This window comes from Pseudanabaena sp. PCC 9330 (genome assembly GCF_055795045.1).
The window spans coordinates 210,971-228,430 of sequence record NZ_JAYFES010000116.1; the positions used below are offsets into that span (position 1 = coordinate 210,971).

A 17,460-nucleotide genomic window follows, 5' to 3' on the forward strand; every position below is an offset into this window, starting at 1 on the left:
ATGCTGTGCTCCTACCCCAGACGGTAAGACGCCCTGGCCAGATTCTGGCCAGGGCGTTTTTAGTCTCTCGAAACAAATTTGTATATGCATAGGAGCTCTCGATAGGGCAGTCATTTCAGAGCTAGAGAGTTAGACTAGACAACAGCCCATCCGGTATCTGGGGATACCCGCCTCGGGTACAGTCTCGCTGAGTTAAGCCCTCCATGACATCACGTTTTTCTGCTAAGCAACTGTCCTTGAGCCCTCGTCGGGGTGGCACTACCGCCACGGGGCTGATGACCATCGGCTGGTTTTTGTTGCAAAGCCTTATGCCCTTGCCTGCGGCCTTGGCCGACACCGAGCCTGAGGGGCTGAGCTACGGCCAGTTTTTGCAAAAGATTGAGCAGGGTCAGGTAGAACAGGTAGAACTCGACGAAGTCCGAGGTATTGCCTACGTCACCCTAGAGGGCGCGGCCGAAGATGCTCCCCCCGATCAGGTGGTGCTGTTTGCCGGAGAAAGCAATGCCGAGCTGATTCGCCGCCTGCGGGCCAACGATGTTGATGTAGAAATTCGCGATTCTTCCAGCAGTGGCGCTCTGGCCTGGTTGGCTACTAACTCGCTCCTGGCTCTGATTTTGATTTTTGGTCTGCTGATGTTGCTGCGGCGATCGGCGGCGGGTGCGGGCAATGCCATGAGCTTTGGCAAGTCAAAGGCCCGTTTTCAGATGGAAGCCAAAACCGGCGTCGTGTTTGACGATGTGGCCGGCATCGAAGAGGCCAAGGAAGAGCTGCAAGAGGTGGTCACCTTTCTCAAGAGCCCAGAAAAATTCACCGCCATTGGGGCGCGCATTCCTAAGGGGGTGCTGCTGATCGGCCAGCCCGGTACGGGTAAAACCCTGCTGGCGAAGGCGATCGCCGGAGAAGCAGGCGTACCTTTCTTTAGTATTTCGGGTTCTGAGTTTGTCGAGATGTTTGTGGGCGTGGGTGCGTCGCGGGTGCGCGATCTGTTTCGCAAGGCCAAAGAAAGCGCTCCCTGTATTATCTTCATCGACGAAATCGATGCGGTAGGTCGTCAGCGGGGCGCGGGTATCGGCGGCGGCAACGACGAGCGCGAACAAACTCTCAACCAGCTGCTCACTGAGATGGATGGCTTTGAGGGCAACAGCGGCGTCATTGTGATTGCCGCCACCAACCGGGTAGATGTGCTTGACCTAGCGCTGCTGCGTCCGGGGCGCTTTGACCGCCAGGTGGTGGTCGACCTGCCCACCTACAAGGGACGGCTGTCGATTTTAGAAGTGCACGCCCGCAACAAAAAAATTGAGCCTGATGTCTCTCTAGAGGCGGTGGCCCGCCGTACCCCAGGCTTTTCGGGGGCAGAGCTGGCCAACCTGCTCAACGAGGCGGCCATTCTCACCGCCCGTCGCCGCAAAGAATCTATGGGCATGGTTGAAATTGAAGATGCGATCGATCGCATTACCATTGGCCTCAGCCTCACTCCCCTGCTCGACAGCAGCCGCAAGCGCATGACCGCCTACCATGAAGTAGGCCATGCGCTGATCACTACTCTGCTGACTCATTCTGACGAGCTCAACAAGGTAACGATCATTCCTCGATCTGGCGGCATTGAAGGGTTTACCCAGTCGTTGCCCAACGAAGACATCATCGACAGTGGCCTCTACACCCGCAACTGGCTGATCGATCGCATCACCGTGGCCCTGGGGGGCTATGCCGCCGAGGCTGAGGTGTTTGGCGACGAAGAAACCTCCACTGGGGCCAGCGGCGACATTCAGCAGGTGAGCAATCTGGCCCGCCAGATGGTTACCCTCTACGGCATGTCTGAGCTAGGCCCCGTCGCCCTCGAAAGCATGGATAACCAAGTGTTTTTGGGCCGTAACCTGATGCCCCGCAACGAGGTCTCTGAGGAAATGGCCAGCAAGATTGATGCCCAGGTGCGGGGTATTGCGCTGTCTTGCCTCAATCGAGCCCGCACCCTGCTGCGCGAACACCGCACCTTGATGGATCACCTGGTGGACGTGCTGCTAGAACGCGAAACCGTTGACGGTGAAGAGTTTCGCCAGATTGTCAGCCAGTACACCCAGATTCCCGAAAAATTTCTTGTCAAAGCGAAGTAGAGCAGGTCTGTTGAGTACCGGCATTGGGCAAACAACCGTTTGCCCAATGCCGGTAGAACGACTTGTTCGTGGGGTATTTCTTGGCTGAAAATCTCCTAGTGGCCTGTCAAGCCTAGATTTGTAGGTTGGGTGGCGCGCCAGCAGAACCCAACCAGGCTCACTGCTGTTGGGTTCTACTGCGTTTCACCCAACCTACAGGAACTCTAGTTTTTAGTCTTGATGCTGCACTGGCTACTCTCGACTTTCAGAGTTAGGGGATAGTTATCTCCCAGACTACTACCTACCTCGCCGATGATAGCGGCAGCGGCGTAGCCATGGCTGTGCAGGGCGCTCAGGCAGGTTGACGCGACTGCGGCAGGTACCGTCGCCAACAATCCACCAGCGGTTTGAGGGTCAAACAACAGCCCATAGTAGGGATGATCGCGGTGATTGGGGACGATCGCCCCAGCTACCTGAAGATTTTGTGGCTGTAGGGTACTGACCAGTCCTGCGGCCAGGGTGTCGGTGGCTCCGGCTAAAATGGGTAGGGCTGCTAAATCTAGGGTGGCGGTTACCCCAGAGGCGCGCACCATTTCGAGCAGATGACCGGCTAACCCAAAGCCAGTGACATCGGTGCAGGCCGCGGCCCCGTGGGCACAGAAGATATTGGCGGCAGCCTGGTTGGAGGTGAGCATGGCGGCGATCGCCGCCTCGATCCACCGGCCCTTGGCTTTACCCTGCATGTCAGCGGCAAACAAGGTGCCTGTCCCCAGGGGCTGGGTGAGAATCAGCGCATCCCCCGGCTGCATGCCCCCTTTGCGCAGCAGCCGGTCGGGCTGAGCCAGGCCATTGCAGGCAAAGCCCAGAGCGAGGTTAGGGCCAACGGTGCTGTGGCCGCCGATGAGGGCCGTATCGTTGGCCAATAGCCCCTTGCAGGTACCCGCCAAAATTTGGTACAGCATTTCTGCCTGCTTGGCGGGAGTGGCATAGGGCACCTGCACCGTAGCCAGCACCGTGTGGGGCCGCGCACCCATGGCGTAGAGGTCGCTGAGGCAGTGCTTCAGACAGATCTGGGCAAAGATAAACGGGTCGTCTACCAGGGCGGTGAAATAGTCGACGGTGTGTACTGTGGCCATGCCAGGGGGGGGGATGACCACGGCGGCGTCGTCCGGCGCATCGAGCCCAATTAGAACTTCGTCTTTTGTGACTTGGGGAAAATCGTGACGGACGCGACTGAGGGCTGTAGCTAGGGCATCGCTGCCCACCTTGGAGCCGCAGCCGGAACAGGGTAGGGAACTGGGGGCACGGGGGCGGGGGGGAGCGGGGGCAGGAGACATTTGGCTTACGGGCAGATCGCGGAAGCGGGCCATAAATGTGCGATCGATGTAGTCTTTCCAGCGGTGGGCCAGGGGCGTCTCTAGGGCAAAGGGGCCACGGGCGGCGATCGCTCTCCCATTCCCAGTTTCGATCAGGGTGAGGAACTGGCGCTGGGGGCGAAAGGGCTGGAGCGGCTGGCCCAGCACATAGCGGCGCAGATTCTCAGTCAGGGGTGGCCCCTGGCGCACGGCAAACACCCCGGCCTTAGGCCGGGGGTGATTCACCATAGTCGCCACATCGCCAGCGGCAAACACGTTGGGGTGAGAGAGCGTTTGTAGGGTGTCGCCCACCGCAATAAAGCCCTGGGCGTCTAAGGAGAGACCAGAATCCTTTAGCCAGGCGGGGGCGCTGGCGCTGGTGACCCAAAAGACGCGATCGCACGCCACCTTCAGCCCCGACAATCCCTTCACGATGCGCCTCCCCGAGGCCTGATCCATAGCGATCGCCGCCACCGCTTCGTTCAAATGGAGCTGAATGCCCCGCGCCTTGAGCACCGCTGCCAGCCGTTGCCTAGTCCAGCGGTTGCGCTCTGGGGCCAGCTCGACACCCCGGTGAAACAGATGCAGGGTGACATTCGACCGGGGTTGTGCCGACTCTTTGAAGAGCTGCTGCAACCGCTCGTGTAGGCCAACGGTCAGTTCGACGCCACCCACGCCGCCGCCTACCACCGCCAGGGCGATCGCTCGCTCAGGATTTTCTTCCACCTCCGCCAGAAAGGCATCCCAGGCTTGTAGCAGGGTGGGTACGGGTTTGGCGGCGATCGCATAGTCTATTGCCCCTGGTACCGTCGCTGTGGCCGGGGTGCTGCCCGTGTCGATCGACAGCACATCGTAGGCAATGGGCGGATGGTTGGCACAGTGCACCTGCTGCGCCGCCGGATCGATGCCCGTGGCGCGATCGACTATCAGTCGGCACTGGGCCCAGCGGGTCAGGGGTCGCAGGTCGATGTGGGCTTCGTCAAAACTGTAGCGTCCGGCCACATAGCTGGGCAGCATGCCCGAGTAGGGCGTATCCACCAGGTCGGTGACTAGCGTCAGCCGCACGCCGGCAATAGGGGCCATGGCCCACCGCCGCAGCACCAGGGCGTGGGTGTGGCCCCCGCCTACCAGTAACACATCGGTCGCAATTTCTGGCTGTACCTGCATCATGGCCTACCCCCGCCGCAAATGTCTGTCTAATGTCTGTCTTTAGATATCGAGCTGCCCCCCGGTTGAGCGATGGAGCAGCAATCCCTACTCCATAGACTTTAACCAGTTGAATTTTAGGAGGCGGCCCATGCCTTTACATCGGCTCAAAGATTACTATCCCAACTACCGGGAGACCCTCGCAGACGGGCAGATGGATAAAATTACCCGCTACTCGGTCTACACCCAGGGGGATGACAAAGTCGGCAGTACCAAAGACTTGTTAGTCGATGACTCTGGTCGCTTTCGCTATCTGGTGGTCGATACTGGCCCATGGATTTTTGGCAAAAATGTGCTGCTGCCCATCGGCCTGGCCCGGTTTGACTATGACGATAGCCGCGTTTATGTCGATGGTCTGACCAAGTCCCAGGTAGAAAACATGCCTGAGTACAATAGCGACATCGTAGTGGACGATCGCTACGAAGAGAACGTCAGAACTATCTACCAACCCATTGCCCAGGGGCGCTCTAACCGCCAGTTTTTAGGCAATAACTATGCCCCATCTAGCAGTGCTGCCCCTGTAGGCGCAGGCGCAGGAGATCTACGCCGCATGCCCCCCTTGGGCAGCCCAGCCCAGCGGGGTGAGGTGAGCCCAGCGGGCGACCTGCGCCGGATGGGGCCGCTCGATGGCTCCAGCATCTACGATCGCGAAACTGGCTTCTATGGCCTCAGCGACCAAGACAACCACAGTCGGCTGCGCACCTACCAAGATGCCCTGACAGCCCAAAACGCTCGGCAATAGCTAAGGCAGTTCCGTCGCATCTGTCGTAATGGCGCATGCAACGGGTGTATTGCTGCCCAGTCCTAGCCCCCCCCGGCCTCTGAGAAAAGGGGCCGGGGGATTTTGGCGATGGCCCTAGGACACCCATACCCTGAATCTTGCCAGCCACCCTAGGCCCGATCGCGCCACTGAGAGCGTCCGGGGTATGATGTGGCAGATTTTGGTGGTAGTCGAGCGATGTCTTCATTTCAACTGCGTATCTATGTTCCGCCCCATCCCCTGGTGAAGCACTGGCTGGGGGTAGCCCGCGATGCCGAGACACCGGGGCCGCTGTTTCGTACCGCCATGGAAGAACTGGGCCGCTGGCTCACCTATGAGGCCATTCGCGACTGGATACCCACGGTGGAGACGACGGTGGACACGCCCCTCGGCGCCGCCCCAGCTACCTTTATCGACCCATCGGTGCCGACCATGGTTGTGCCAATTTTACGGGCGGGGCTGGCGCTGATGCCGGGCATTCAGGCGTTGCTGCCCCTGGCGTCGGTGTATCACGTAGGCTTTGTGCGCAACGAAGAAACCCTAGAGGCCAGCTGCTACCTCAATAAGCTCCCCGCCCAGCTTGACCCGGCCACCCGCGTCATCATCAGCGAGCCCATGCTGGCTACGGGCGGCACCATCATGGCGATGATGGCCGAACTCACCCAGCGAGGCATTGATCCGGCAGTGGTGCGGATTATTTCTATCGTGGCGGCCCCTCCAGCCCTACAAAAACTGGCGGTGGCCTACCCCACCGTGACCATCTACACCGCCATGATCGATGAAGAGGTCAATGCCCAGGGCTTTATTGTGCCGGGGCTGGGAGATGCGGGCGATCGCACCTTTGGTACCTAACTCGCTAGCTGGCCAGGGGCATGAATGAGTAACATCCTTTTGTGCTGCGCCTCTTGGCGTAAAGTACGGGGCTTTGTCACAATGGAGTATGCTAGGCGTCGGTTCTCTGGCTGAGCCTGTTGCTAACTAAGACAGATGGATGGCGTCCTATGAGTCAGCAAGACAACTTTGTCGGCGGTTTTTTGCTCGGCACCCTGGTGGGCGGTGCTCTGGGGGGTGTTGTCGGTGCCCTAGCGGCCTCGCGCAGGCAGCAGGCGGGCAAGCCCAAAAGGTCTTCTCTGCCCAAGGTCGAGCGCGAGCTGGCCTTTGGTGAATTTGACGATGCTGACGAAGACAGCATCGAGGCGGCTCGTCTCGGCCTCGAAGACAAAATCGCCCAGCTCAACGAGGCGATCGACGATGTGCGCCAGCAGCTCGGCGGCATTAATGGCCACTCCGAGCGATCGTGGGAAAGCCCATCGCGTCTCGACTCTTAACGATCTCTACCGGGTTTGCCGCCGCTGCCCGCTCAGCAAACCGTTACACTAGCTGACAGACAAAACCGTTCCGTGTATTGTTGGTAACGACTACCGCCCGAGGTTCTCAAATGGACATATTGGTACAAACCCTCACTACCTTTTTATCGATTTACACGATCCTGCTGATCGTGCGCATTCTGTTGAGCTGGTTTCCCAATGTGGATTGGTTTAGCCCTCCCTTCTCGGTGCTCAGCCAGCTGACCGACCCCTACCTCAATCTATTCCGCTCCATCATTCCCCCCCTGGGTGGTATTGACCTATCGCCGATTTTGGCGTTTTTGCTGCTGTCGTTTTTGCGTCAGGGTTTGGTTGCGATCGCCGCCGCCACTGCCTCCAGCTACGCCTACTTCTAGGCTGACTCGCTGCCATAGGGTTGTCATAATATTGTGTGCCTGGCTGCTAAGCTTTCCTTCTAAAGGAGAAGTTGGCAGCCAGGCTTACTTTTATGAATCCACAAATCGCCGCTCACAGGTCAACGCCTCCATAGAGCCCCCTTGTTCTACCGACAAGATCGTCATGAAAGTCATTCTTTTAGGCAACGCCGGAGCAGGAAAAAGTACTCTGGCCAAAAAACTCATCGCCAAGCAACCCGCCCCGCGCCTATCGCTGGATGAAGTAGCCTTTCAAAGCGGTACGGAAAGACGTGCCCTGCAAGACAGCATTGCCGATGTAAAGCGTTTCATCGCCAGCAATAACCACTGGGTTATCGAGGGCTGCTATGCCGATATCATTGACCCGGTATTGCCGCATTGTGAAGAACTTATCTTTCTCAATCCCGGTGTTGAGGCCTGCGTTGCCCACTGCCGATCAAGGCCCTGGGAGCCTGAGAAGTTTAGCTCCAGTCAAGAACAGGACGAAAATCTTGCCAATTTGATTGCGTGGGTTCGGTCTTACGACACCCGCACCGATGAATACGGGCTTGGCAGGCATCGCGAGCTCTACGATTCATTTCCTGGCAAAAAGCGCGAGTTCAATCATCCGAGCCAGTATGAATCGCTATTAGAGCTGGGTCTAGCATGGGGTACAGCCAGCCCTGCTAAACCGGAGCGTTGAGCAGAAGCCAGTGTTCCCTATAATGGGCGTTTGTGACGTTCTGCCATTCCCCTATGTCCTCCGACTCAAACCGCCCCAGCCAAAGCGCCTCTAGCCTCGAAGATATTCGCGCCGCGCGGCTGCAAAAAGTTGAGGATCTCAAACAGCTGGGCCAAAATCCCTTTGCCTACCGGTGGGCGGTGACTGCTTGCACCGCTGATTTGCAGGTCAAGTACGCCGACCTGGCCGCTGGAGAAGAGGTCGAGGCAGAGGTATCTTTGGCCGGGCGCATCCTGGCGCGGCGGGTATTTGGCAAACTGGCCTTCTTTACCTTGCAAGACGAGAGCGGCGTTATTCAACTCTACTTAGAAAAAGCCACCATTCAGACCCACATGGGCGAGGCCGACCCCCAGGCCTTTGATCACCTCAAACAGCTCACCGATGTGGGCGACATTCTGGGGGTGCGCGGCACCATCAAGCGCACCGAAAAGGGCGAGCTCTCCGTCAAGGTGACCGAGTACAACCTGCTGACCAAGGCGCTGCTGCCCCTGCCCGACAAATGGCACGGCCTGACCGATGTGGCCAAACGCTATCGCCAGCGCTACGTCGATTTGATCGTCAACCCCGCTGTGCGCGACACCTTTCGCAAACGGGCGCTGATCACCTCCGGCATTCGCCGCTATCTAGAAGACCGAGGCTTTTTAGAAATTGAGACGCCGGTGCTCCAAAGCGAGGCCGGGGGGGCCGAGGCGCGGCCTTTCACCACTTACCACAACACCCTGGAGATGGATCTCTACCTGCGCATCGCCACCGAGCTACACCTCAAGCGGCTGGTTGTGGGCGGCTTTGAGCGGGTGTTTGAAATTGGCCGTATCTTTCGTAATGAGGGGGTCTCGACCCGCCACAACCCCGAGTTTACCAGCGTAGAGTTTTACCAGGCCTACGCCGATTACCACGACTTTATGGATCTCACTGAAGACCTGGTGGCTACCCTCTGCAACGACATTCTCGGCACCACCCAGATCATCTACCAGGGCACCGACATTGACCTCACCCCGCCCTGGAAACGGGTCACCATGCATGACCTGGTGAAGGAGCATACAGGCATTGATTTTCACCAGTTCGCTACCCTTGACGAAGCCAAGGCGGCGGTCAAAGACCTGAAGCTGCCGGGCATCGACAACTGTGACTCGGTCGGCAAGCTGCTGAATGAGGTGTTTGAAGAAAAAATCGAGGCGACGCTGATTCAACCCACCTTTTTGATCGACCACCCGGTGGAGATTTCACCCCTGTCAAAGCCCCACCGCAGCAAGCCGGGGGTGGTGGAGCGGTTTGAGCTGTTTGTTGCGGGGCGCGAGACCGCCAACGGCTTCTCGGAGCTGACCGACCCCATCGACCAGCGAGAACGGTTTGAGCTTCAGGCAGCCCGCAAAGCGGCGGGAGATCTGGAGGCCACCGGAGTGGACGAAGACTTTCTCACGGCCCTGGAGCACGGCATGCCCCCCACCTGCGGCGAGGGCATCGGCATCGATCGCCTGGTGATGCTGCTTACCGACAGCCCCAGCATCCGCGATGTGATCGCCTTCCCGCTACTCAAGCCCGAGCGGGACGAGTGAGCTTTGCCGCCGTTCAAGTCTAGGAGAGGCATCAAGCTGAAGTTGTTGTTGTCAGCCCCTGTGCCCCCCAGTAAATGTTTCCCACCACCCGCCTTTAGGTCGAAGCAGCAGTCGATTTAGCCCTTGCCTAATCACTAGATCTTTAAGACTGTACCGGATCCTCTGCGGGAGGATGGCGGCCTATATCGCGATCCGCGCCGCGAATAACCTGGATGCGATCTCGATTGAGCCGCAGTAGTTCCACTGTCGCTCTACCGATTGGGCTTAACCCAAGAACGGTTAGCGTGTCTGCCGACCAGATGAAGTGCGCACTCCAGTCCTGAGTTCTGGGGTTGAAGAGGGGCGCTGGTTGCTGAGTTTGGGGGTCAGGGGCTGTCTGACAACCAGACTTGTAGCGGTTGCAGTGAAAACAGGCCAGTGCCAAGTTGTCTAAGCTGTTGAAGCCGCCCTGCTTGAGGGGCACAACATGATCGATGGTGAATTGAACGTACTGCCATTTCTCGTTCGTGTGGCAATACTCGCAGAGGCTGTTGGCTCTTTGCCGCACCTGGGCTTGAACCTCGCCAGAAAATTTGCGCCCAGGCATTAGAGAGAACCAGCGGACGCTGACTTGAGATACAGATTGCGAATGGTGCGGTTCACAAAGCTGAGGTAGTCGTCAATTTCTGCGTATCGGTCAAACTCAGCAATTTCGTCGGGGGTCAGTTCAGCATTGGTCTGTTTTTGCAACAGCACCTCGATTCGGTCTTGCACCCCTTGAGAAGCGCGAAAGGTGGGGATGCCGTCTTCCACAGCCAGGCTGATGGATCCCTCAACCAGCAGGGAACTGGGCAAGCTAGTGAATGCTGGGGGAATCAGAGTCGTCATAGACATTATTTTAGCGTCTAGCGACGAGAGGGGGCACATCAGGGGAGGTTTGGAAGCACTTGGTAAGGCAAGTTTAGAAACCGGGTTTCTGGGGCTGTGACAATAACCCTTGGCAAGGCAAAGAAGAAACCCGGTTGCTGGCAGCAGTAAATGTTTGGATGAATGAGTTTTGGTGTATTGGCTGGGCTGGGAATGTTGTAGCTTTGTCAAGCATGTTGGCCAACTGAAAGCACCCTATGGGCGATCGAGGCCAAGCTGGCGCTTTAGTTCATTGGGTACGCCAATAGCTTTGTCCAGGCCAATCACTCCTTTCCATTGTGTACGGCTATCCCATTTCACAGTATTTTTAAGCGTTGAAAATTCTGCATCACTAAAATCAGCACCACTAAAATCAGAAGCATCAAAATTAGCACCACTCAGCTCGGCTTTATGAAGGTTAGCGCACCTAAAATCGGCACTACTACAATCCGAATCATAAAGGCATGTACTGCTAAGATTGGCGTTGTTAAGATTTGCGGCATGAAGCTCAACATAAATTAGATTAGCGCCCTCAAGGTTGGCTGCGCAGAGATTTGTCTTTAATAGATATGCACCATAAAGATGAGCGCCACTTAGGTCAGCGCTGCTGAGATTCACAAGACTCAAATCAATATGATGAAGATCAGTGCGTCTTAGGTCGGAGCTGTAGAGAAAATTTCCCACTAAATCCTTAAAGGCAGAGCAGCTAATGCAATAGCTGATACCTACTAATTTTAATAGGCGCTCTCTGTCAAATTCATGAGGACTAAGGCGAGCACAGGGATGAAAAGGATATAAGCTTTCCAGGGTTTTAACACTTTTCTCTATTGGCTTTCCCGCCCAAGATAATCCGTAGCGATGCAACTCTAGCAATAGGATCATTACATTGAGGCCAGTATAGATATCTACCTGACGTTGACCAAGCCTCTTATCTCTGTCGGGTATTTGCTCACGCAAAAAACGCATTTTTTGTTGAGGCAAGTTTTCCGGTGGGCCATCAATAAATTCGCCGTCGCCCCAGCGCCAGTAGAAGTCGTAGAGGCGTTTGTGCAGCAGATCGAGGTGAGCGTCTTCGTGCTTAGTCAGTAATGCTGTCACGTATTCCACAATTTCTGGGGTCAGCACATGGCAACCCATCAGGTCATAGATACCCCAGCAAAACTCAGCGTCTTGGATGTCGTATTCGCGGTTGCGGCCGGGTTGGCACCAGTCGATTAGGCTTTTGACGATGCGTTCGGCGCAGAGAAATTCGCCAAAGCTTTTGTGGACAAACTCGATAGAGCCTTCGCCCTGGCGGCCTGACTGCATGTAAAAAGCGGCGAGGGCATTTCGCAACGGGGTGTCGTCGGTGGCAAGTTTTTTCTGGGCTGCTTCAAGGAACTGTTTGGCGGCGCTGTCTTGCTGAAGGCGCTGCTCGATCGCACCAATTCGCGCAAACTCCATACCCGACTGCACCACACACAACCCCGCCTCCATCAAAATGCGGCGCAGGCTCTCGGTGTCGAGTTCGGCAATGTTGAAGTTCAGTCGCTCGGGGCGTTGCTTTGTGAGCACCCAATCCAGCGCAGTTTCGTAGATCATTACCTTGGCTTTAGCGCCATCGGCATTGTTAAACATCCTCAGGTGCAGGGCACCGTCGCGGTGCATGGCCCCCAGTAGGTACAGCAGCAGCGGTTCGCGGGCCAGCTCTTGCAGGCGATCGGGCAGGCGCGGGTCTTTGAGAATGCCTTTGAGATAGTTGGGGTTTTGGCCCATGAGCCGACCCCATTTGGTGAACCACTGGGTTTGCAGGTCGTCGTCCATAGGCAAAATTTCGACCCGCTCCAGGTTGTTGGGCAGGCTGCGCTCGATCGCATGCAGCGACAGGGTGCGACCTGTAATCAGCACCCGGTGGTTCTTTTCGGAGTTGCGGGCGCACTGCTCTTGGAAGCGGCCCACTTGGTCGAGAAATTTATCCAGCCCGCCGCTGGTGCGGCCTTCCATCAGCAGCTCGTCAAAGCCATCGAGGATAAAGAGAAAATTGACGTTGCGGTCTGTGAGCCAGCCAGAGTCGGTTTTGGCAAAGTCGCGATCGATCGCCTTGGCCAGGGTTTCTTCAAAATCGTTCGACAGCACCGCCACATCCCGCAGGCGGATGAGAATCGGCGTCCAGCGAGGGTGCTCGTTGCGGCGCACCCAGTCGGCAAATAGGCGGCAAAACACGCTCTTGCCGCGCCCTGGGCCGCCCTGCACAAACGTGACGCGATCGGCCTTGGTCGGATCGTTGAGACACCACTTGGCCCAGTCTTCCAGCACAAAGGGTTCCTTGTCCGCGTCCCCCGCTGAGGTCAGGGCCTGGGCCTTGAGGGGTACATAGATGTCGTTAAAGGTGAATGCTTCAGCAAAAACTGGCTGGTGGGGGCCGGGGGCGATCGCCTCCTCCAGATAGCTATCAATGCTGAGGTATTTCTCAAACACCTGGTCGCCGCTCGTGCGGTACCACTCCGCAATGCGCTGAATAGCAGGGGCGGCATCGGCGATCGCGCTTCGCATATGCCGATTGGTGCCCTTGGCCACGGCTTCAGAAATCTGGTTGGCCTGCTCAGGGGTGGCCCCTATATGCACTAACCTCGCGCTTAGTGCATCGTTAAACGCCTTGGCCAGGGCCGACTGATGAAAGTGCAGGGTGGCCAAACGGGCCTCTGCATCGGTCAGCTCAAACAGTCCCAGGGCTTTGACGGCGGGGGTGATGGCCTTGGCCTGGGGGCTGCCGTCCTTGGCGTTCAGCCACTGCTCCACTTTAGGACGCTGTTTAACAAAGTCTCGGAAGCTCTCCAGATAGGCCGCCTGGCTGATCAGCGCTACAGATTCGGCCAGAGTCGGCTCCTTTTTCGTGGTCTCCAGATAAAACTTCAGCAGCCCGGTGCCGATCGGGACAAAGGGCAAGGTGGCCCCCACCAGTTTGCCTAGGGGCGAGTTCAGGGCATCCAACAGCGAGTCGAGCTGGTTGACCAGGGGGGCCAACGTTTGCACGTTGGGGCCTTCCTCCGCCAGCACCTCTGCTAGACCCAGCACCGCATCAGCGGCATCGACAGCGCGATCGGCGGTGTCGAGAGCAACCAGATCGCGCAGGTCGGTGGTGAGAAATTGCCAAAGACGGGTGGCCATGGTGCAGAAGTAGAAGGTAGATACAGCTGGGTGCGAACGGGTGCTCTTGAGCTTGGGGGGCGATCGCGCCCTTGGCCTCTTTACCCAGATTCTAGGGTTTGCCCTTAAAATCAGGGCAACTGAATTTGTTTCGGTTAGCAATTAATCATGGATAACAAAAAACCTGTCTTTGGCATCCACAGCTATAACCCGGTCAACACCGTCACTGAGCTGCACTCGTTCTGCCGAGACAGGCAGTCGTACTACCAAATTTCTCGGGGCGATCTGTTGGGTCAGCTAGAGGCGGCAGAAGGGGGTGACGAAATTCGTATCCATAAAGAACAGCAAGAGCTGAGCCGTAAAATCGAGTTTTACCACGTGCTAAATAATGCTGTGCCGATCGCCGATACGATGTTCCATACCCCAGAGATGATTGCCGAGTTTCGAGATAGTCAATGAAGATACTCGTGCTCAATGCCGGGTCGAGCAGCCACAAGAGCTGTCTGTTTGATCTCAGTCAGCCATCTCACGACGGCGCTGCTACTCCGCTGTGGCGAGCCGCTCTCGATTGGACCCACGCCGCAGGCCTAGTTGAGCTCACGGCGGAGAGCCAAGCTGGTGGTGAGTACAGGGCCAGTCTGCCCATTACCGATAAGGCCGAGGGCATTGCCGCCATGCTCAAAACCCTGGTCGAAGGGCGCACCCAGGTCTTAGAAGAGCTGTCAGACATCGATGCCGTGGGCCATCGGGTTGTCCACGGCGGCTGCGACTACATCAATAGCGTGCGGATCAGCACAGCGGTAAAAGATGCTATTCGAGACCTCATTCCCCTGGCCCCGGCGCACAACCCGGCCAACTTGCAGGGCATTGAGGCCCTAGAGGGCATTCTGGACGATGTGCCCCAGGTGGCGGTATTTGACACGGCCTTTCACGCCCATATGCCCCAGGCGGTGGCGACGTACCCCGGCCCCCACGCCTGGGTTGATCAGGGCATTCGCCGCTATGGCTTCCACGGCATTAGCCACCAGTACGTGGCCCGGCGGGCGGCGCAGATGGTGGGGCGAGATTTCAAAGACCTAAAGCTGCTCACCTGCCATTTGGGCAACGGCTGCTCGCTGGCGGCGGTCAAAGGAGGAATTAGCATTGATACCACCATGGGCTTTACGCCTTTGGACGGGCTGATGATGGGCAGCCGCTCGGGCAGCGTTGACCCCGGCATTTTGATTTATCTATTGCGCCAGGGCTATAGCGCTGACCAGCTCGATACATTGCTGAATAAAGAATCTGGCCTGAAGGGGCTCTCTGGCCTGGCCAACGATATGCGCCTAGTGGTCGAGGCGATGGAGCAAGGCAATCTCCAGGCGAAGCTGGCGATCGATGTGTTTATCCACCGGCTACGGCGCGAAATGGGGGGCATGATCGCCAGCCTGGGCGGGGTGGATGTGGTGGTGTTTACCGCTGGCATTGGCGAAAATAGCCCTTTGGTATGGCAGCGGGCCTGTGAGGCCTTTGCCTTTTTGGGGCTAAAGCTGAGGGATGATCTAGGCCGATCTAAGAAGGATCAGACTATTGCGGCAGCGGACTCTACGATACAGGCTTTGGTGATTCACACCCAGGAGGAATGGGCGATCGCCCAGAGCTGCATTGCGCTGCTCTAGCCCTTTAAAGTTTGGTGGTCAATGGTGGGCAGCAGGCTGCGTCTACCTAAATTTGAAGTCGTTCCATCCTGCGTTGTAGCGCTCAGGGCTTTGTCTGCCCTACAGAGCTCCGGCTAAACTAACAACATCAGAGACCATGGACATCGGCAAGGGCAGAATAGTCGTCGCCCTCGCTAGTCTGCATGATGACGCTGAAGGTGCCGTCGGTTTCCAAGACAACAGCAGCGACTTTTTCAAGATTGGCCCCGCCGCTAGAACGAACTGCGGCTCGAATTTCACCCTCGGTTACCCGTTCTCTAAGCATGGCACTGGACTTGAATTCTCCCTGCCATAGCAATAGAGTAGGATGGCCTTTAATCCACCGTTGCACAAAGAGCGATCGCACCGAAAGCCAAGTCCACAAAAACTGCCAGGCAATCAATAATCCTAGCGCCAGCACACCCTGGGTTAGGGACACATCGGGCGAGAGCAACATCGTTGCCAAAATCGAGCCAAACGCCACCGTGACGACAAAGTCAAAAGCATTCCATTTAGAAAGAGTGCGTTTGCCCGATAGTCGCAGAAAGAGAATTAGCGCCAGGTAGGACAGACTGCCGATAATTAAGGCGTGAAGCAGTGGATGGTTGGGCAAAGCAAATTCCTATGCCATAGGGCTGTTTCGACCATAGGGCTGTTTCGACAGATCTTTTAGGTGTCTAGTGATAAATCAGTAAAACCCTACCGATCAGGTGTCACCGAATCAATAGTATTAGCTGACCCATTGCCTATCCCATTAGCACCTGTTGCTGGTTTCAGGGTAAAGCCTGCCAACAGCATCGGGGTCTACTCAATGATAGAGAAATCAGCAGCGTGAAAATCTCTTACCAAAGACAGAGCCACGACAATTCAAGATAATTTGAAGTCAATAGAATATTGGTGCCCTCTCAATGGGCTGAGGGCGATCGCACCGTCAAGGGCAATTCGCCAAAATCGCGCACCACCCGCAGGCCTGACTCAAAGTCTGATGTACCCGGTCGCTGCACCGCGCACACCTGCCAGCCTGCCAGCCTAGCTGCCGCCAGTTCATCGGGGTGATCTGACAAAAACAGGAGTTGATCGGGGGGAATAGCCAGAGTAGCGGCAATTTTTTCGTAGGAGGTAGCGGCTACCTTTGGCCCGGTGGTGGTGTCAAAATAGTCCTGAAAACAGGGGGTTAGATCGCCTGCGACGGTGTGGGCAAAGAGCAGCTTTTGCGCCGCAATTGACCCTGACGAATAGATATAGAGCGGTAACCCCTGACGGTGCCAGGCCTGAATATGCTCGGCAGCGTCGGCGTAGAGGTGGCTGGTGTAAGCCTTGGTGCGGTAGCCCTCCTCCCAAATCAACCCCTGCACAGCTTTGAGCGGCGTTACCTTTGTGTCGGCCCTGGCCCAGGCCAGCAGATGGTCAATACAGCTCGATTGAGAGAGGGCTGGGTCACCCACCTCGTCGCGCACCTGGGCCAAAATGGCCTGCCCCTCGGCTGTAGGGGCAAACTCTGCCATGAACGCTTTTAGCCGAGCTTCGGCGTAGGGGAACAGGGTATTTTTGACGAAGGCAATGTCGGTAGTGGTGCCTTCGATATCTAGTACGATCGCCCCCAGGGGTCGGTCTTCAAACAAAAACATGGCAGTCAGAAAAATCTGCGGGGTATACAACAGGCAAATGCTAGGTCTAACGCGATGGTGGGCTCAGACGAGCCTCTTGTAGGGCGCAGCTCACCAAGACTTCCAGGGCTTCAGTGGCCATGCGCGCCTGAGGAATTGTCGCTCCCCAGCTATATAGCCCGTGACCGGCAATCAGATAGCCGACTGAGACCGGCATTGATCGGAGTCGGGTCAGCACTTCGTTGCCTAGGGCCACCATATCTTGACTGTTGGCCACGATTGGGATTGCCACTTCTACATCATGGGTGGTAATGCCCGGCAATGCCTTCAGCAATTCATAGTTGGTTAACACCAGGGTGGTTTGGCCGCGCCCCAGTAGCCAGCGCGACAGGGTGACGCTGTCGATGGAGTGGGTGTGCAGCACCGCTCCCACCTCGGGGTAGGCCTGGTACAGACTGGTGTGCAGCAGGGTTTCGGCGGAAGATCGTTGACCGGGGGTAAGGGGCTGCCCATCGCCATCGACCACCATAATGTCGGCCAGGGTGAGTCGGCCTTTATCGCGCCCCGACATGGTGATTGCCACGGTGCCATCGGCTAGCCGAGCTGAGTAGTTGCCGCTGGTGGCGGGTGCCCAGCCCTGGGCTGCCAAAAACTGGCCCGCCTCTACTAGAGATTGCGCGATCGCCTGAAAATCCATGACCCAAACAGCCTTCCTGTTGGTTAAGGTTCACTACTGT

The 17,460-nt window shown here is 57.0% G+C and carries 16 protein-coding genes; 9 read left to right on the forward strand and 7 right to left on the reverse strand.

Translation table 11 applies throughout. The annotated features are described in order from the left end of the window. Positions 1–203: 203 nt before the first annotated feature. Entirely contained in the window at positions 204–2,111 is a 1,908-nt protein-coding gene (gene ftsH, locus AC0QKW_RS21755; protein ID WP_473153198.1) for an ATP-dependent zinc metalloprotease FtsH, read from the forward strand. A gap of 203 nt (positions 2,112–2,314) precedes the next feature. Here the strand turns inward: ftsH and selD are convergent, their stop codons facing one another. Next, positions 2,315–4,615 (reverse strand): selenide, water dikinase SelD, encoded by a 2,301-nt coding sequence (selD, locus tag AC0QKW_RS21760; RefSeq protein ID WP_473153199.1) that lies wholly within the window; start codon positions 4,613–4,615, stop codon positions 2,315–2,317. A 127-nt stretch (positions 4,616–4,742) separates the two neighbouring features. Between selD and AC0QKW_RS21765 the strand changes: the two genes are divergently transcribed. The 6 genes from AC0QKW_RS21765 to lysS all read left to right on the forward strand — a co-directional run bounded on the left by AC0QKW_RS21765 (position 4,743) and on the right by lysS (position 9,429). Next, entirely contained in the window at positions 4,743–5,393 is a 651-nt protein-coding gene (locus tag AC0QKW_RS21765; protein WP_473153200.1) for a PRC-barrel domain-containing protein, read from the forward strand. Between the two features lie 216 nt (positions 5,394–5,609). Then, positions 5,610–6,263 carry a uracil phosphoribosyltransferase gene (gene upp, locus AC0QKW_RS21770; RefSeq protein ID WP_473153201.1) on the forward strand — a complete coding sequence of 218 codons (654 nt, stop codon included), beginning with the start codon at positions 5,610–5,612 and terminating at the stop codon, positions 6,261–6,263. 149 nt (positions 6,264–6,412) lie between these two features. Then, the gene (locus AC0QKW_RS21775; RefSeq protein ID WP_473153202.1) at positions 6,413–6,739 is read left to right on the forward strand and encodes a ssl2009 family thylakoid membrane protein; all 327 of its coding nucleotides are present in this window, start codon (positions 6,413–6,415) and stop codon (positions 6,737–6,739) included. Between the two features lie 110 nt (positions 6,740–6,849). Continuing rightward, positions 6,850–7,134 (forward strand): YggT family protein, encoded by a 285-nt coding sequence (locus AC0QKW_RS21780; RefSeq protein WP_317035063.1) that lies wholly within the window; start codon positions 6,850–6,852, stop codon positions 7,132–7,134. A 163-nt stretch (positions 7,135–7,297) separates the two neighbouring features. Further along, a complete protein-coding gene (locus tag AC0QKW_RS21785) occupies positions 7,298–7,834 on the forward strand; it encodes a P-loop NTPase family protein (protein ID WP_473153203.1) in 537 nt (178 codons plus the stop codon). 53 nt (positions 7,835–7,887) lie between these two features. Continuing rightward, positions 7,888–9,429, forward strand: a complete 1,542-nt coding sequence (lysS, locus tag AC0QKW_RS21790; RefSeq protein WP_473153204.1) for a lysine--tRNA ligase — start codon at positions 7,888–7,890, stop codon at positions 9,427–9,429. Between the two features lie 142 nt (positions 9,430–9,571). On the opposite strand, the gene AC0QKW_RS21795 is transcribed toward lysS, so the two are convergent. The 3 genes from AC0QKW_RS21795 to AC0QKW_RS21805 all read right to left on the reverse strand — a co-directional run bounded on the left by AC0QKW_RS21795 (position 9,572) and on the right by AC0QKW_RS21805 (position 13,461). Then, positions 9,572–10,015: an HNH endonuclease gene (locus AC0QKW_RS21795; RefSeq protein WP_473153205.1), complete on the reverse strand. Its 444-nt coding sequence runs from the start codon at positions 10,013–10,015 to the stop codon at positions 9,572–9,574. Beyond that, positions 10,015–10,296 carry a hypothetical protein gene (locus tag AC0QKW_RS21800; RefSeq protein ID WP_473153288.1) on the reverse strand — a complete coding sequence of 94 codons (282 nt, stop codon included), beginning with the start codon at positions 10,294–10,296 and terminating at the stop codon, positions 10,015–10,017. The genes AC0QKW_RS21795 and AC0QKW_RS21800 overlap by 1 nt, the downstream gene beginning before the upstream one ends. 234 nt (positions 10,297–10,530) lie before the next feature. Further along, positions 10,531–13,461: a pentapeptide repeat-containing protein gene (locus AC0QKW_RS21805; protein WP_473153206.1), complete on the reverse strand. Its 2,931-nt coding sequence runs from the start codon at positions 13,459–13,461 to the stop codon at positions 10,531–10,533. Between the two features lie 147 nt (positions 13,462–13,608). Here AC0QKW_RS21805 and AC0QKW_RS21810 point away from each other — a divergent pair, with 147 nt between their 5' ends. Both AC0QKW_RS21810 and AC0QKW_RS21815 read left to right on the forward strand, forming a co-directional pair. Next, the gene (locus AC0QKW_RS21810; RefSeq protein ID WP_473153207.1) at positions 13,609–13,899 is read left to right on the forward strand and encodes a hypothetical protein; all 291 of its coding nucleotides are present in this window, start codon (positions 13,609–13,611) and stop codon (positions 13,897–13,899) included. Further along, positions 13,896–15,098, forward strand: coding sequence for an acetate kinase (locus tag AC0QKW_RS21815; RefSeq protein ID WP_473153208.1), 1,203 nt, complete (start codon positions 13,896–13,898; stop codon positions 15,096–15,098). Before AC0QKW_RS21810 ends, AC0QKW_RS21815 begins: the two co-directional genes overlap by 4 nt. Before the next feature lie 127 nt (positions 15,099–15,225). On the opposite strand, the gene AC0QKW_RS21820 is transcribed toward AC0QKW_RS21815, so the two are convergent. From AC0QKW_RS21820 to AC0QKW_RS21830, 3 genes are all read right to left on the reverse strand, one after another. Continuing rightward, positions 15,226–15,729 (reverse strand): DUF421 domain-containing protein, encoded by a 504-nt coding sequence (locus tag AC0QKW_RS21820; protein WP_473153209.1) that lies wholly within the window; start codon positions 15,727–15,729, stop codon positions 15,226–15,228. A gap of 292 nt (positions 15,730–16,021) precedes the next feature. Next, entirely contained in the window at positions 16,022–16,744 is a 723-nt protein-coding gene (gene mtnC / locus AC0QKW_RS21825; RefSeq protein ID WP_473153210.1) for an acireductone synthase, read from the reverse strand. Positions 16,745–16,790: 46 nt separating this feature from the next. Beyond that, a complete protein-coding gene (locus AC0QKW_RS21830; protein ID WP_473153211.1) occupies positions 16,791–17,420 on the reverse strand; it encodes a methylthioribulose 1-phosphate dehydratase in 630 nt (209 codons plus the stop codon). Between the last annotated feature and the right edge of the window lie 40 nt (positions 17,421–17,460).

Bases quoted from the DNA above. Each gene is read 5' to 3' on its own strand.
- ftsH (WP_473153198.1), top strand. From the start codon at position 204: ATGACATCACGTTTTTCTGCTAAGCAACTGTCCTTGAGCCCTCGTCGG.
- selD (WP_473153199.1), bottom strand. From the start codon at position 4,615: ATGATGCAGGTACAGCCAGAAATTGCGACCGATGTGTTACTGGTAGGC.
- AC0QKW_RS21765 (WP_473153200.1), top strand. From the start codon at position 4,743: ATGCCTTTACATCGGCTCAAAGATTACTATCCCAACTACCGGGAGACC.
- upp (WP_473153201.1), top strand. From the start codon at position 5,610: ATGTCTTCATTTCAACTGCGTATCTATGTTCCGCCCCATCCCCTGGTG.
- AC0QKW_RS21775 (WP_473153202.1), top strand. From the start codon at position 6,413: ATGAGTCAGCAAGACAACTTTGTCGGCGGTTTTTTGCTCGGCACCCTG.
- AC0QKW_RS21780 (WP_317035063.1), top strand. From the start codon at position 6,850: ATGGACATATTGGTACAAACCCTCACTACCTTTTTATCGATTTACACG.
- AC0QKW_RS21785 (WP_473153203.1), top strand. From the start codon at position 7,298: ATGAAAGTCATTCTTTTAGGCAACGCCGGAGCAGGAAAAAGTACTCTG.
- lysS (WP_473153204.1), top strand. From the start codon at position 7,888: ATGTCCTCCGACTCAAACCGCCCCAGCCAAAGCGCCTCTAGCCTCGAA.
- AC0QKW_RS21795 (WP_473153205.1), bottom strand. From the start codon at position 10,015: ATGCCTGGGCGCAAATTTTCTGGCGAGGTTCAAGCCCAGGTGCGGCAA.
- AC0QKW_RS21800 (WP_473153288.1), bottom strand. From the start codon at position 10,296: ATGACGACTCTGATTCCCCCAGCATTCACTAGCTTGCCCAGTTCCCTG.
- AC0QKW_RS21805 (WP_473153206.1), bottom strand. From the start codon at position 13,461: ATGGCCACCCGTCTTTGGCAATTTCTCACCACCGACCTGCGCGATCTG.
- AC0QKW_RS21810 (WP_473153207.1), top strand. From the start codon at position 13,609: ATGGATAACAAAAAACCTGTCTTTGGCATCCACAGCTATAACCCGGTC.
- AC0QKW_RS21815 (WP_473153208.1), top strand. From the start codon at position 13,896: ATGAAGATACTCGTGCTCAATGCCGGGTCGAGCAGCCACAAGAGCTGT.
- mtnC (WP_473153210.1), bottom strand. From the start codon at position 16,744: ATGTTTTTGTTTGAAGACCGACCCCTGGGGGCGATCGTACTAGATATC.
- AC0QKW_RS21830 (WP_473153211.1), bottom strand. From the start codon at position 17,420: ATGGATTTTCAGGCGATCGCGCAATCTCTAGTAGAGGCGGGCCAGTTT.